Source organism: Tropicibacter oceani (assembly GCF_029958925.1).
Taxonomy (GTDB): Bacteria; Pseudomonadota; Alphaproteobacteria; order Rhodobacterales; family Rhodobacteraceae; genus Pacificoceanicola; species Pacificoceanicola oceani.
Genome location: NZ_CP124616.1, coordinates 1,710,661 through 1,725,251, shown reverse-complemented (window position 1 = coordinate 1,725,251; position 14,591 = coordinate 1,710,661). Strand labels below are relative to the sequence as shown.

General features: G+C 65.7%; 13 protein-coding genes and 1 other RNA gene. 7 read left to right on the top strand and 7 right to left on the bottom strand.

From position 1 onward, the window contains the following. Window positions 1–99 precede the first annotated feature (99 nt). Genes QF118_RS08320 through QF118_RS08305 form a run of 4 tightly spaced genes read left to right on the top strand, consistent with a single transcriptional unit; the run spans window position 100 to window position 5,681 of the window. Complete coding sequence (locus QF118_RS08320) at window positions 100–2,304, top strand: SH3 domain-containing protein (RefSeq protein ID WP_282302161.1); 2,205 nt, start codon at window positions 100–102, stop codon at window positions 2,302–2,304. 33 nt (window positions 2,305–2,337) lie between these two features. After that, window positions 2,338–4,725 (top strand): DUF4384 domain-containing protein, encoded by a 2,388-nt coding sequence (locus tag QF118_RS08315; protein ID WP_282302160.1) that lies wholly within the window; start codon window positions 2,338–2,340, stop codon window positions 4,723–4,725. 11 nt (window positions 4,726–4,736) lie between these two features. After that, complete coding sequence (locus QF118_RS08310) at window positions 4,737–5,477, top strand: OmpA family protein (RefSeq protein WP_282302159.1); 741 nt, start codon at window positions 4,737–4,739, stop codon at window positions 5,475–5,477. A 3-nt stretch (window positions 5,478–5,480) separates the two neighbouring features. Next, window positions 5,481–5,681, top strand: coding sequence for a hypothetical protein (locus QF118_RS08305; protein WP_282302158.1), 201 nt, complete (start codon window positions 5,481–5,483; stop codon window positions 5,679–5,681). 208 nt (window positions 5,682–5,889) lie between these two features. Here the strand turns inward: QF118_RS08305 and QF118_RS08300 are convergent, their stop codons facing one another. The 4 genes from QF118_RS08300 to nudC all read right to left on the bottom strand — a co-directional run bounded on the left by QF118_RS08300 (window position 5,890) and on the right by nudC (window position 9,643). Next, window positions 5,890–7,290 carry an FAD-binding oxidoreductase gene (locus QF118_RS08300; RefSeq protein ID WP_282302157.1) on the bottom strand — a complete coding sequence of 467 codons (1,401 nt, stop codon included), beginning with the start codon at window positions 7,288–7,290 and terminating at the stop codon, window positions 5,890–5,892. Further along, complete coding sequence (locus QF118_RS08295) at window positions 7,287–8,081, bottom strand: DUF4198 domain-containing protein (RefSeq protein WP_282302156.1); 795 nt, start codon at window positions 8,079–8,081, stop codon at window positions 7,287–7,289. Before QF118_RS08295 ends, QF118_RS08300 begins: the two co-directional genes overlap by 4 nt. Before the next feature lie 61 nt (window positions 8,082–8,142). Beyond that, the gene (locus QF118_RS08290) at window positions 8,143–8,613 is read right to left on the bottom strand and encodes an SRPBCC family protein (protein ID WP_282302155.1); all 471 of its coding nucleotides are present in this window, start codon (window positions 8,611–8,613) and stop codon (window positions 8,143–8,145) included. Between the two features lie 61 nt (window positions 8,614–8,674). Beyond that, window positions 8,675–9,643 carry an NAD(+) diphosphatase gene (gene nudC, locus QF118_RS08285; protein ID WP_282302154.1) on the bottom strand — a complete coding sequence of 323 codons (969 nt, stop codon included), beginning with the start codon at window positions 9,641–9,643 and terminating at the stop codon, window positions 8,675–8,677. A gap of 299 nt (window positions 9,644–9,942) precedes the next feature. Here nudC and QF118_RS08280 point away from each other — a divergent pair, with 299 nt between their 5' ends. Both QF118_RS08280 and QF118_RS08275 read left to right on the top strand, forming a co-directional pair. Beyond that, window positions 9,943–10,188, top strand: coding sequence for a hypothetical protein (locus tag QF118_RS08280; protein WP_282302153.1), 246 nt, complete (start codon window positions 9,943–9,945; stop codon window positions 10,186–10,188). Continuing rightward, window positions 10,169–11,773, top strand: coding sequence for a bifunctional 2',3'-cyclic-nucleotide 2'-phosphodiesterase/3'-nucleotidase (locus tag QF118_RS08275; RefSeq protein ID WP_282302152.1), 1,605 nt, complete (start codon window positions 10,169–10,171; stop codon window positions 11,771–11,773). Before QF118_RS08280 ends, QF118_RS08275 begins: the two co-directional genes overlap by 20 nt. Window positions 11,774–11,797: 24 nt before the next feature. On the opposite strand, the gene QF118_RS08270 is transcribed toward QF118_RS08275, so the two are convergent. After that, on the bottom strand, window positions 11,798–12,904 hold the full coding sequence (locus QF118_RS08270) for a THUMP domain-containing class I SAM-dependent RNA methyltransferase (RefSeq protein WP_282302151.1): 1,107 nt from the start codon (window positions 12,902–12,904) through the stop codon (window positions 11,798–11,800). Between the two features lie 80 nt (window positions 12,905–12,984). On the opposite strand from QF118_RS08270, the gene ffs reads away from it, so the two are divergent. Further along, an RNA gene (ffs, locus tag QF118_RS08265) (signal recognition particle sRNA small type) lies at window positions 12,985–13,083 on the top strand. A gap of 134 nt (window positions 13,084–13,217) precedes the next feature. On the opposite strand, the gene QF118_RS08260 is transcribed toward ffs, so the two are convergent. Together QF118_RS08260 and ypfJ are read right to left on the bottom strand one after the other, a co-directional pair. Continuing rightward, window positions 13,218–13,760, bottom strand: coding sequence for a protein-tyrosine phosphatase family protein (locus QF118_RS08260; RefSeq protein WP_282302150.1), 543 nt, complete (start codon window positions 13,758–13,760; stop codon window positions 13,218–13,220). Further along, window positions 13,732–14,565: a KPN_02809 family neutral zinc metallopeptidase gene (ypfJ, locus tag QF118_RS08255; protein WP_282302149.1), complete on the bottom strand. Its 834-nt coding sequence runs from the start codon at window positions 14,563–14,565 to the stop codon at window positions 13,732–13,734. The genes QF118_RS08260 and ypfJ overlap by 29 nt, the downstream gene beginning before the upstream one ends. Window positions 14,566–14,591 lie beyond the last annotated feature (26 nt).

Genomic DNA, 14,591 nt, shown 5'->3' with positions numbered 1-14,591 from the left:
GGTCTGGTTTTCCTTCGTTGACAGATGCCCCTCCCAGCCCCGAACATGGCGCTCAGTTTCACAAAGACCATTTTTCCGGGGGGATGACGTTTGCGTATCTTGACAGCATTGGCCATTTGCCTTGCCGGTTTGGGCGCAAGCGCCCCCCGCCTGGCGCAGGCTCAGGAATTCGTCGGCTTTGAACGGGGCAGTTTCGGGCGCGTGGTCCTGAGCCGCAAACAGGCCGCCGGAACCGGGGATATCGAGCTTGAACTCTCGGTCGGCCAGTACAACAACGAGTCGATCCAGAATTATTCGCCGCAAAGCGTCTTTGCCCGGATGGGCCATGCGGTGGGGCGGCTGGACATCCTGACCGACGCGGGGATTTTCCCCTGCACCGCCTTTATCGTGTCGGACAAGCATATCCTGACCAACTATCACTGTGTGCCCGGCATTCTGGACAATGCGCAGGCCGAGGCGACGCGCATCGACGCGGTGCAATTCGTCGCCGGCTATACCCAGCAGGGGGTCGAGGACGGCACACGGACCTTTATCGTGTCGCCCACCCCGATCGAGGCGCACAAGGATCTCGATTATGCGGTGCTCGAAGTGCTGGGCGATCCCAGCGCCGAATACGGCATGCTGGCCCTGTCGAACCAGACCCCGCAGGACGGCGATCCCTATTGGGTGATCGGCCACCCGATGGGCGAGGCGCAGCGCATCAGCCGCGAACAGTGCCGCGCCAACCGCCCCGCCCTGTCGGGGCACCAGTTGCTGCACACCTGTGACACGCTGCCGGGGAACTCCGGCTCTCCGGTCATCGACGCATCCTTGCAGATGGTGGTGGGGCTGCACCATGCCGGGTCCAAGCGCGACAGCGTGAACTTTGCCATCCCGATGCGCGATATCCTTGCCCGGTCCAGCGTGCTTGAGGCGGCGTTGAAGCCCGGCCTTGGCGGGCCAGTCACCGATGCCGCACCGGTGCCGCCCGCTGCCGGAGGCGACCAACCGCTGCCCGGCGGCGACGAGCTGGCCGGCAATGCCGCCATGTGCGACGGCATGTACAAAGAGGCCAAGGAACTGGGCCAGTGCTATGCCTATGACGCCTATCTGACGCAGTGTCAGGGCCATCCCTACGCGGTCTTTGCGCAGGGCTATGTCAACAGCCAGTGCGGCGGTGACGATATGGCGGCCGCGCCGATCGCGCCAAGCCCGCCGCAACCGCCCGCGGTGACGCCCACCCCGACACTGCTGCGCCCCTGGTGCGGCGGAACCCTGAACGCGACCGAAGCGGCGATCTGCGCCGACCCCTATCTTGCGGGCCTCGATGCCGAGATGAGCAGCGCCTATAACGGGCAGAGCCACGTGTCGGCCTCGGATCAGAAAAGCTGGCTGAGCGGCACGCGCAATGCCTGTGGCGGCAATGCCTCTTGCATCGGGCGGGTGGTCGTTGACCGCATCGCCTGGCTGAAAACCCCGCCGGCGCCGTCGCGCCCCGAGGCTGGCACCGGCGGCCCGCAGATCGTGCGCGGCAATTACACGCTGGGCAGTTCGAGTTGCTACATCGTGACCGCCTCGCGCACCTCGATCGCCGAGGCGCAGGGCTTTGTCCAGCAATGGTTCCCCGGGCGCAGCGGCGTGCGGATTTTCCAATCCGACAACGGTTACTACGGCGTTGTTGTCGAAACCCTGTCGCGGTCGCGGTCGGACGCGCGGCTGAGCCAGCTGAAGTCGCAAGGCGCCATTCCCGGCGACAGCTATTGTTCCAGCGGCAACCGCTTTGTCGCCGAGGTGATCTATGGCAGCAGCGGCGGTGGCGGTGGCGGCGCGCCTTCGACGACCACCATGTATGTGGACAACAACAGCGACGGGTCGCTGAACGTGCGCTCTGGCCCTTCGACCAACTACGGGATCATCACCGAGGTGCCCTCGGGCTCGACCGTGCAGGTCTTTGCGCGGCAGGGAAAATGGTCGAACGTGATCCTCCCCGACGGGCGGCGCGGCTGGGTCTACAGCCCCTTGCTGACCTCGAACAAACCCTCGGTGCAGCGGGTGTGCTGGGGCAATGTGATCAACCTTGGCCCGATCAGCACCTACAACACCGCGACCGGGGCCGGCTTCCTGGCCGTGCGCGACCAGCCCAACGCCCGGTCCGGCCGCAAGATATCCGAGCTGTACCTGGGCGACCGGGTCAAGGTTCTGGCGCAAAGCGGTACCTGGGCCAAGGTGCAATGCGTGTCCGGCAACTGCATGTCGCCCTACGCGGGGCGCGGCGGGGCAACCGGATGGTCGTCCAAGAAATACCTGTCCATCAATTGTAATTGAGTGCCCCGGCTTGACGGGTGAAGGAGAGTATTTATGAGCACGAAACACATTCTGGGCGCGGCGGTTCTGGCCGCCTTTGGCTGGGCCGCCCCGGCGCTGGCGAACGACGTGATGCCCCTGCCCGCCGATGCCACCGACATGGAAAAGGAAGCCTATGCGATGCTGGACAAGCATTGCGCGCGCTGCCACCAGGACGGCGCGCTGAAGGAAGGCCTGCCCAAGGCCAAGTCGGGCTTTGGCCATGTTCTGGACATCCGCCGCCTGGCGCAGGACACCAAGTTCGTCATTCAGGGCCAGCCCACCGGGTCCAAGCTGTATGACGTCATCGGCCAGTACAGCTTTCCGGCGATGCCCGACGATTGCACCACCGCCGACTGCTTTCCGACGCAGGCGGAAATGATGGCGGTGTCGACATGGATCACCGAACTGGCCAACCAGGCCCCGCCGCCGCGCGAATTCGTGCCCCTGACCAAGATGTTCGAAATGGCGCAACTGGACCTGGCGAAACAGCCCACCAACCGGCGCGACCGCATCCGGTATTTGTCGCTGCGCCCGCTGCACAACGACACCGATGTGACGACCGAAAACCTCGAAGGTTACAAAAGCGCCGCGGTCAAACTGGTCAACGCGCTGTCATGGAACCCGATCCCCTACAAGTTCGAACCGGTGGACGAATACGGCATCCTGATGCGCATCTACCTGCCCGAAATCGCATGGGAGCCGGAAACCTGGCACCGGCTCGAGGCGCAATATCCCTATGCGGTCGAAAGCGCGACAGACCCGCACCTGACCCAGCTTCAGCACATGTCCGGCACCGCCGTGCCGATCATCCGCGCCGACTGGTTCGCCGCCACCGCCCCGGTGTCGCCGCTGTATTACGACCTGCTGGGCCTGCCCGACACGGTCGCCGGGCTCGAGGATCTGCTGAACCTCGACATGATCGCGAATATCCGCAACCAGCAGGTGATCCGCGCCGGGTTTCAGAACTCGGGCGTGTCCACCAACAACCGGCTGATCGAACGCCACGCGCTCAATAGCGGGTTTTTCTGGACGTCTTATGATTTCGCCGGATCGAAAGGGCGGCAAAGCTTTTTCCAATACCCCCTTGGCCCGAAAGAGGCCTTTGGCGAAACCCACGCCTTTTTGCATGACGGGGGCGAGTCGATCTTTACCCTGCCCAACGGCTTTCACGCCTATTACCTGAACACCGCCGAAGGCGAGCGGCTGGACGTTGGCCCCACCTCGATCGTGCGCGACGACGATTATTCCGATGGCACTGGCGAGGTGGTCAACGGGATTTCCTGCATCTCGTGCCATTCCAAGGGCATCCGCCTGAACGAAGACCGGGTGCGCGACGTGGCGATCAACGATTTCTCGCTGCCCGCCGAGGCGCGTCAGGTGGTCGACCAGATCTATCCCGGTCAGGACGAGGTGGCGAAATACCTCGAGGCCGATACCCAGCAGTTCTTTGGCGCGATGCGCAGCGCCGGGCTGGACCCGGAAATCACCGCCGGCGGGCTGGAACCGATCCGCGGGCTGTTTGTCTATCACGTCGACCGCTTCATCAACTTTGCCCAGGCCGCGAATGAACTGGGCATGAGCGAAGACATGCTGCGTCAGCGCGCCGCCTTTGTCGGGCACGATATGGCCAGCCTGATCATGCGGCTGGATCAATCCCCCATCGCGCGCGACGAATGGACGGCGGCCTATCCCGCGATCCTTGAAAAGGTGACGGAATACCGCCCGCTGGTGCCGCAGCACCGCTTTGCCGCCGATCTCAGCCATTCGGTGCAAAAGGTGCTGGCCGATACGCCCTATGCCGCGCCGCCGCCGCCCGCGCACAAACCCGTTGCCCCGGCGCCCCAGCCCACCAGCTATGCCGATGCGACAAAGGCCCCGGATTACGTTCCGACCCAGCACAGCGCCCCGGCGCAAAGCCATCTGACCGTCTACACCGACAAGCCGTCCTACACGGTGGGCGAAGGCATGAAGATCATCGTCGAGCCGCGCCACGATTGCCGCCTGACCCTGATCAACATCGACGATCAGAAACGGTCCTGCGTGCTTTATCCGCACCCCGCCCTGCCCGACGAGGTGATCCCCGGCGGCTCGCAATATGTCTTTCCGCCGCGCGGCTCGCTGAAAACGCAATATGTGGGCGTCGAAACCATCCTTGCCATCTGTAATGGCGGGCACGAGGCGATCTCCAAAGAGGTGCGCGATACCTCTCAGGTGTCTTGCGACGTCTCGCACAACCAATCGGGCGCGGCGCAATACAAAGAGGTCGTGAACGAGGTGCTGGCGCTTGATCTGGGATCGGACGACAAGGCCACGCTCAGCGGCGCGACCTACCGCGCGGTGTCGACCCACAACCCCACCGTGGCCAAGGCGCAGATCTCGGCCCATGTGACGGCGCATTGAAGGGGATGACCATGATCCGCAAGACACTGATCCTCGGGGCGCTCTGCCTGGGCCTGCCAACCCTGGCCCCGGCCCAGCAGGGCGAGATTTTCATCCCCGGCGCGGGCACCGCAGAACCCGCGCCGCCGCCCGCCCCGCGCAGCGCGCTGGCCGCCTGCCTGGCCAACCCCGATGCAGCCAGCTGCGCGGCGGTCAGCCTGGGCGGCGAAGGCACGGCCTTTGAATCGGCCACCGGGGCGCCGACGGTGCAATTCGAAACGCTGGTGCTGGATCTGGACGATGGCAAGGTCCACGCCCAGCCCGAACCGCCCGCCAAGGCCCCGGATTATGCCGGCGCTGCCCCCGCGCCGACCCATGGCAAGGTCGCCCTGCCCTCGGTCGCCATCACGATCGAGTTCGACTATGACAGCGCGCAGGTCCGCGCCGACCAGATCGGCAAACTCGCCAGCCTGATCGGCGCGCTGCAGGACCCGGCCTTGCAGGGCGCGGCCTATGCGGTGATCGGGCACACCGATGCGGTGGGCTCCTACAGCTACAACTGCGATCTGTCGCGGCGCCGGGCCGCCTCGGTCACCTCGGCACTGACAGGGGGCTATGTTACCCTGCCGCTGTATCCGGTGGGCTTTGGCGAACATGTTCTGAAAAACACCTATGACCCGCGCGCACCGGAAAACCGCCGCGTCACCTTCATGCGGCTGCCCGCACAATACGATCACGTGCTGGCCACCACCGGGGCGGTTTGCGGGTACTGAACCATGACCCTGCTTGACCCCCGCCACCCGTTCTTTCGGCCGCTGTGGCGACGGGTGCTGATTGTCGCGCTCTGCTTTGCTTGGGCGCTTTTCGAACTGGTCACCGGCGCCCCGGTCTGGGCGCTGCTTTTCGCCGCATTGGGCGGCTATTGCGCCTACCTCCTGCTGATCACCTTCGACCCACAGCCCCCGGACGACCGCTGACACCCACGGCCAGCCCCGCCGCCCGACAAAAGCCCCTGCCGCGCAGTTTCCTCTTGCTGCAAATATCCCGGGGGCAGCCGCGCAGCGGCCAGGGGGCAGAGCCCCCACCCCCGAGCCACCCGCGCCAGCGGGAGGCGAGACAAAATGCGCGCCAAAGGCGCCCATTTCAACAAACGCCCGGGGCCAAGACAAGACCCGGGACTTGTGGTCAGGGGATGACCTTGCCGGGGTTCAAAATCCCCTTGGGGTCCATCACCGCCTTGATCCCGCGCATGATCTCCAGCGCGACCGGGTCCTTGAACCGCGCCATGGCCGGGCGTTTCGAAATGCCGATGCCGTGTTCGGCGGAAAACGATCCGCCCAGCGCCAGCGCCTCTTCCTCGACCGCTTCCATGATCTGGTTGCGGCCCGCTGCATCGACCCCGATCCAGACCGAGCAATGCACATTGCCGTCCCCCAGGTGGGCGACCACCATCGGCACCGCCTGCGGGTCCAGCGCCGCCAGGCGGGCCTCGGCCCGCAGCAGGAATTCGGACACCTTGTCCAGCGGCACCGCCACATCCGTCAGGACAACGGGCCGCGATGTGCTGACCTCGGCCGCGGCCTCGCGCCGGGCCCAGAACGCACGGCGCTGCGCCTCTGATCGGGCCACCACCGCGTCCAGAACCGCGCCATCCTCCAGCATTCCGGCCAGGACATCCTCAAGGTAGCGCGCCACCGGCACCTGACCGTCCGGGTCCGGATCGACGTCGCGCGGGGCGGTGGCGCCCAGCTCGATCAGCAGGTTCACATCGTGGCCCTGGTCAAAGGGCGGGCGCGTTTCGGGGTGCAGCTTGCCGTATTCTTCCACAAAGCGGCGCGGCATGTATTCAAAGGCCTCGACCTGCCCGCCCGTCGCCTCTTGCAACCGGTTGAGCAGCACCAGAGCCTGGTCCAGCGACGCCACCGCCACCATGGCAGTGGCATAGGCCCGGGGCGCCGGCACCAATTTGACCACCGCGGCGGTGATCACCCCCAGCACGCCTTCGGACCCGATCATCAGGTGGCGCAGGTTCAGCCCGGTGTTGTCCTTGTGCAATTCGCTCATCAGGTCGATCACCCGGCCATCGGCCAGGACCACCTCGACCCCCAGAACCAGATCGCGGGTATTGCCATGGCGCAGCACATTGGACCCGCCCGCGTTGGTCGCCAGAATACCGCCCAAGGTACACGACCCCCTGGCCCCGAAGGTCATGGGAAAGCTCAGCCCGTGGTCTGCCGCGGCCTCGTGCAGGTTTGACAGGATCACCCCCGCCTCGACCACCGCCAGCCGCGCCTCCGGGCGGATTTCGCGGACCGTGTTCATCCGGTCCAGCGACAGCATCACCGCGCCTTCAGCCATGGTGCCGCCGGACAGCCCGGTGTTGCCGCCCACCGGCACCACCGCCACGCCTGCCTGATGGGCCGCGCTCAGCACCGCCGCGACACCGTCGCGATCCGCAGGGCGCGCCACGCACAGCGGGGTCCAGCGGTACTGCCCGGTCCAGTCCCGTGTCCAGGGCGCCATGTCGCCGCCGGTCAGAACCGCGTCGGCGCCAAGCGCCCTGGTCAGGGTGTCAACAAGGCTCATTGCGGTACTCCGAAAGTCAGTGAGGCCCAAAGGCTTTCCCAGGCCGGATCGGTTTCGGCCCCGGGGGTGAGTTCGCGCATCACCACATGATCGACCAGGTAGAAATGCCCCGGCGCGACATCCAGCACCGCGCGCCCGGCGTCATCGGTGCGATATTGGCGCGTTGTCACCGATCCGTCCGGGGCGCGATCGAACACTTCGACCTGCATTTCGGCCTGCGGCTTGCCCTGGTATAGCGCCTGCACGGCAAATCCTGCCGACAGATCGTCGGTATAGGGGTTGGCAAGGGCGACCAGCTCCACCTCCAGCCCCATGGCGCGATCCGCCCCCGCGCCGTCGCCGACCCCGATCAGGCTTTTGGCGTGGCGCGAATATTGTTCGCGCACCTTGTCCCTGGACAAGCCGCGGGCAAGGTGGGCGTCCAGCGCCCAGGCGAAATCCTTTTCTTTGCAGAAGTTTTCGAACTTTTCCCAGCTGTCATAGGTCAGCCGGTAGTCCTTGGTCACGTGGACGACCACGGCCAGCCCTTCGGTCGGGGCGGCCATGTTCAGCGCGGGCTTGTCCCCGGCGCGCCCGTCCACCGGCAGCATCTGGTCGCCCATGACGATGTCAAAGCGGCGAAAATTGGGGGGCACATAGGAATAGGCCGCGCCTTTCAGCTCTTGCCCGACGCGGATGTCGGCCGCCAGCACCCCGCCGGGTGCGACCTGGGTCGCCAACGGATCGATCCAGAATTCATGGGCAGACAGCGGCGCGCCACACAGCGCGAGGGCGATCACAAAGCGTTTCATCAGGCGTCTCCTTTTGCCCAAGGGTAGCGCGCCGCGCGCGGCTGTCACGCCCCCCGGCAGGTCAGGCCCCTTGCTTCAGCTTCAGTTCAAGATCCTTGGCATAGCCGGCCATCTTCTTGCGAAACCGCTTGTCGATGCCGCCTTTGGCCAGTTTGAGCGATTGCACCAAAAGCCGCGCCGACAGGGTCTTGGGCTTCAACTCGGTGGTCACGTTGATCCGGGTGCGGCTGCGCGACAGCGCCACGACCTCGATCCGGGTCGCCGCCTCGAGCCCGCCGGACACGGTGTCAAAGACCATCTGTTCGGGCGCCGTGTAATCGCTGAGCGTGATCTGCGCCTCGCGGGTCTTGCCGCGAAAGGCAAAACCGGTGGTCCAGCCCATGCCCGCCGCTGGGCTGCCGCCGCTATCACCGGTGCGCTTGACCGCCACGCCGCGGCGCAAGGCCTGGCGTTCGATCGCCTCGAAATCCGAAAGTTCCGCGAACACCCGCTCCAGCGGAGCCTCGATATCTTCGCTTGCCGTCAACTGCATCTGTCCCGCCCTCATTTTCCTGGCTTTTGTTCTTTGCGCGAATGCTACAGGAAATCTTGTCCTAGTCCAATCGGTCTGCAAGCCAATTTCGCAACAGGAAATGCGCAATCGCCCCCTTGCGGGCAGGCAGGATATCGGTCCGCAGCCCCGCAAAGACATCCGTCAGCTCTTCGCGGGTGACCCAGCGGGCATCGTCCAGCTCTGAGGGATCGACGGTGATCTCGTCGCTGATCGCCTCGCCGTGGCATCCGAACATCAACGAGGCCGGAAAGGCCCAGGGCTGGCTGGCAAGATAGCGCACCGGGCCGACGCGCACCCCCGCCTCTTCCAGGACTTCGCGGCGCACTGCGGCCTCGATCGGCTCTCCGGGTTCAACGAAACCGGCCAGGCAGGAATACATGCCTTCGGGCCAGCCGTGCGAGCGGCCCAGAAGCGTGCGGTTGCCATGGGTGATCAGCATGATCACCACCGGGTCGGTGCGCGGGAAATGATGCGCGCCGCATTCGGCGCAGATGCGTTCCCAACCGGCGTTGTGGCTTTGACTGGGGGCGCCGCAGCGGGCGCAGAACCCATGACTGGCGTGCCAGCCAAAGATCGCCTTGGCGGTGGCGGCCAGTTCGGCGTCGCGCAGGCTCAGACGCGTCAGCATCGCGCGCAATTCGCGAAACCGCTGGCCCTGCGCCAGCGCCGGGTGGGCCTGTTCGCTGGTGTCGAGGAACCCGCCAAGCTGGCCGTCCTCCAACCCCTCGGGCTGCCAGTGCGATATGTCCTGCGCAAAGATCGCCGCCCCCTGTTCGCGGCCCAGCAGGATCGGCGCATCGCGCGCATCACGCAAAACGGGATGCGTCATCGGCAGGCGCACCAGGTCAAACCCCGTTTCGCCTTCGATCAGCAGTTTGCCGCGCCACAACAGAACGGTGCGCGCGCGGTCGTCCTGCAAGGCTGCCGCCAGCGCCGGAATATTGCTGCGCAGCTCTGCCGCGCGGTCCAGGCCCGATCCGCCAAAGGTCACCTGTTCTGCGATTTTCATGCGCCTGCCTCCCGTGGATTGGCCGGACAATGCCGCCGGGGGGGCCGCTTGGCAATTCGGGAAAGAACGCGAGCGGGAAAAATCAGCACACGCCTGCATTGCAATCGGTTTATTTTCTGGTCATCGTGTCAAGGCATTGGCCTTTTTGCTGGTCGTACGAAAACACCACTCGAAACAATCGTGAAGACCGGGAGAGTCGGCAATCGACCTCAACCCGGCAAAAGGCCTTCGGAGAGACATTGACGATCAAGACTTCCCTCGCTTCCCGGAATGGGGCCGGAAAGTGCCAGCTGCGGATCATGGAGACCACGGATCTTCATGCACATCTGGTTGCCTATGATTACTACCACGACAGACCCAGCGACACGGTCGGATTGTCCCGCACCGCAACGCTGATCCGGCAGGCCCGGGCCGAGGTGGACAACAGTCTGCTGTTGGACAATGGCGACCTGTTGCAGGGCAGCCCCTTGGGGGATGTGCTGTTCGACACCCCCCTGCAACGCGCCGCATCCCGTGATCGCGGCGATGAATGCCCTGGAGTATGACGCGGCCACCTTGGGAAACCACGATTTCAACTTTGGGTTGGAGTACCTGACGGCGACCGTCGCTCAGGCGGGTTTTCCCTTTGTTCTGGGCAATGTCACCCAGGCCGGCGCGGGGGGTGACACGCTGTTGCCGCCCTACGTGCTTTTGCAGCGCGCCATCACGGACGGCGCGGGCGACCGCCATCCGCTGTGCATCGGCGTGCTGGGGCTGACCCCGCCGCAAATCACCCGCTGGGACCGCAGCCTGCTGGACGGGCGGCTGGACACGCAGGACATGGTCGCCTGTGCCAGGCGGCTGGTCCCGCAAATGCGCGCCGAGGGTGCCGATGTCGTCGTGGTGCTGGCCCATACCGGTCTGGCCGAAGACCGCGTCGGCCTGGTCGAGGAAAACGCCGCCCTGCCGCTCAGCCAGATCGACGGGGTGGACGTGCTGCTGGCCGGGCACACGCATCTTGTCTTTCCCTCGGAGGATTTTTCCGGGCTGGCCTACGCCGATACAGCGACCGGGCACCTGAATGGCTGCCCTACCGTCATGGCCGGTTTCTGGGGCTCGCACCTGGGCGTGGTCGACCTTGACCTGCAGCGCGCGCCGGATGGCTGGCGCATCACCGGCAGCCGCAGCGCGGCGCGGCCGATCTTTCACCGCAGCGCGGATGCCGCTGTCGTGGCCTGCGTCCACGACGACCCGGAGCTGGTCACGCTGGCCCGCCCCGCCCATGTCGCCACGCTGGACCACATCCGAAAACCCATCGGTACGACCGATGCGGCGCTGCACAGCTATTTTTCGCTGGTGTGCAGTTCCGCCCACCTGAACCTGATCGCCGAGGCCAAGCGCGACTATGTCATGCGGTGCCTTGCCGGGGGGCCACATGCGCATCTGCCGGTGCTGGGGGCCGCGACCCCCTTCAAGGTGGGTGGGCGTGGCGGCCCGGACTATTTCACCGAAGTCCCCGCCGGCGATCTGACCATCCGTAGCGTCGCCGACATGTACCTGTATCCCAACAACATGCGGGCGGTGCGGCTGAACGGCATCCAGCTGCGCGAATGGCTGGAACGCTCGGCCGGTGTGTTCCACCAGATACAACCCGGCGCGCGGGATGTGCCCCTGCTGGACCCGCAAATACCCAGCTATTTCTTTGACGTTCTGGGCGGCGTGACCTGGACCTTCGATCTGTCGCAGCCGTCACGCTATGACCCCCTTGGCCGGTTCGTCCAGCCACAGGCCCACCGCGTCCAGGCGCTGGCGCTGGACGGTGTTGCGGTCACCGCCGACATGGAGTTCGTGGTGGCCACCAACAGTTACCGGCTGGATGGCGGCGGCGCCTTTCCCGGCGCCCGTGACGGCCAACCCGTGCTGGAAACCCCTGACAGCAACCGCAACGTGGTGCTGGATTACATCCGCCGCAAAGGCGCGGTGCAGCCGCGCGCGGGGCAGGATTGGCGTTTGTCAGCGGTGCCGGGCGCCACGGCCCTGTTCCAGACCGGACCGCGCGCACGCCTGTTCCTGCAGGACCTGCAGGGCATTCGGGTCGAAGATCTGGGCGATGACGAAAGCGGCTTTTGCACCTTTCGCCTGTACCTTTGATCCTGCGCCCTGACCCGGCCGCACTCAGGGCAAGGGGCCGGTCTGGTACAGCTTGATCCCCAGCCCGCCATGCGGGATCGGCGCGCTGGTGCGCACAAAGCTGAGCCCGGTGGATTTCGCCAGCCCCGGATCGCTGGTCACCATGCCCAGGCGCCAGCCGCGAAAATTCGACTTCAGCACCTGGCCAAGGGCGCCGTACAGCGCAAACAGCAGGTTGCGGTTGCCGATCCGCGCGCCATAGGGCGGGTTGACCATGATCAGACCGGGCGGGCCCTCGGGGCGTTTCAGATCGCTGATCGCCTGACGGGCAAAGGTCGTCACTTCGGCAACCCCGGCGCGCTGCGCATTGGCCTGGCTGAACCGGATCGCGCCATCGTCGCGGTCAAAGCCGCGAAAGACCAGGTCGGTCTGCCTTGGCGTCACGTCCGCCTTCATCGCCTGCCAGGCAGCGGCGTCGAAGCTGGCGAATTGTTCAAAGGCAAAGGCGCGCGTGCGGCCGGGGGCCAGGCCCAGCGCGATCTCGGCCGCCTCGATCACGAAGGTGCCCGATCCGCACATCGGGTCGATTACCGGCTGCGTGCCGTCATAGCCGCACTCGCGCAGGAACAGCGCCGCAAGGGTTTCGCGCAGCGGCGCCTTGTTCACCGCCTCCTTGTGGCCGCGCCGGTGCAGCGGCTCGCCGCTGGTGTCCAGGCTGAAGCTGACAAGGTCGTCCTCGATCCGCGCCATCAGGCGGATCGGCGCATCCTCGGCTATCGGCGCACCAAGGGAATCGGTGATGGCGGTTTCGATCCGCTGGCGCGCGGCCCGGTCATGGTAGATTTTCGATGCCTTGCAGGTGACCTCGACCCGGACGGCCAGATCGGGGCGCAGATGCGCCGCCCAGTCGAACTTGCGCGATCGCTTGTCCAGCTGCGCCAGGTGAAAGGCGCGGAATTCCCCGATCCGCGCCAACACGCGATTGGCTCCGCGCAGATGCAGGTTGGCCCGCCATACATCGGGCCATGTACCACGGGTGACGACGCCACCGGGCACGACCTTGGGATCGGGCAGGCCGATGGCCGCCGCCTCGTCGCGCAGCACGGGTTCAAGGCCGGGAGTACCGGCAAGAAAGATTTCAAAGGGCTCCATGTCCCCCGCTTATCCGCAAATTTGCCCCACCGCCAGAGCCGCCCCTTGCAACGCGCCCCCATGTCCACTAAATGACCCCTCGAGAGGTTGGCGCGGGCAAGCGCCTCGCCAACCTGGTCAGGTCCGGAAGGAAGCAGCCACAACGAGCCCCGCTTGGGTCGATGTCCAGCCTCTCACCTTGGACGACTTTGCACGGCAAAGTCTGTCCGGCGACAGGCGCTTTTCCGCGGGGAAAGCTGCCAAAAGCCATCCGAACGATCACCGCTTTTATGCCGCGCCCAAGGCCCCGTCGCCAAGCGACCTGCCGTCTGCGCTAGTCATTGTGGCGCACAAAGACTGCCGGTTGGCGCACCGCGCTCAGCGCCCATTCCATCTGTTCGTCGGTCTCGATCGCGCAGGGGCGCACGTTGCGCAGCCGGGCCAGGGCTTCGTCGGGGGCCTCGCCCGCCTCGATCATCAGCCGCAGCGCCACCATTCCGGATCGCCCGCAGCCGCCCCGGCAATGCACCAGAACGCGCCCCCCGCCCAGCAGCGCGCGGCGGGCGCGCTCGGATGTTTCGGGCCATTTTTCCTCGAAATTGGCATTGGGCACGTCGAAATCCCGGATCGGCATGTGCACCCAGCGCGTCCCGTGATCGACGACATCCTGGCCCAGGTTCTGCGCCCCGGCCTCGAACAGTTCGACATGGGTCACCAGCGACACCACAAAGGCCGGGGTCCATCCCGCGATATGCAGCAGGTCACCCTTGTAGTCCCCCCCCGCCCCCGGCAGGGGCGAGAGCGCCAGGATGCCGCCACCCACAGGCAGGGCGTGGATGACGATGTTCTCAGAGATTTCGCGCTCCGAAGGTATCACAGCTGTGCACGTCGCCGGATTGATACCCGCGCGCAAACCAGCTTTCGCGCTGGTCCGAGGTGCCATGCGTAAAGGTATGCGGTTGCGGCACCCGGCCCGCGCGGCTTTGCAGGTGATCGTCGCCGATCTTGCGCGCGGCGTTCAGCGCCTCTTTCAGATCGCCCGGTTCCAGCAGGCCCTTGACCTTGGACGCCCAGACCCCGGACAGGCAGTCGGCCTGCAATTCCAGCCGGACGGTCAGGGCATTGGCCTCGGTCTGGCCCACGGCCTGCCGTCTTTGGTTCACCTCGCCAAGGATGCCCAATTCGTTCTGCACGTGATGGGCGACCTCGTGGGCGATGACATAGGCGGCGGCGAAATCGCCTTTGGCGCCCAGCTGGCGCGACAGGGTGGCAAAGAATTCGGTGTCCAGATAGGCCTTTTGATCGGCCGGGCAGTAGAACGGCCCGGTCGCCCCCGAAGCCCCGCCGCAGGGCGACGAGGTCTGCCCCGAAAACAGCACCAGAACCGGCGGCTGGTACTCTAGCTCCAGCTGCTCGGGCAGCAGGCGGTCCCAGACTTCTTCGGTGGTGGCCAGCACGCGGGCGGAAAATTCGGCCGCTTGCTGTTCCTCGGCGGACAGTTCGCGCGGGGTGCCTTGTTCCTGCGGCAGCCCCTGCAGCAGCGGGGTCACGTCGATCCCGGCGAAATACCCGATTGCCAAAACGACCAAAAGCCCGACACCGCCGATGCCCGCCTTGCCACCGCCACCGCTGCGGCGACGGTCCTCGATATTCCGGCTTTTGCGGACACCCTTCAGTTTCATGCAACCCCCTAATCCTGCGCAACATC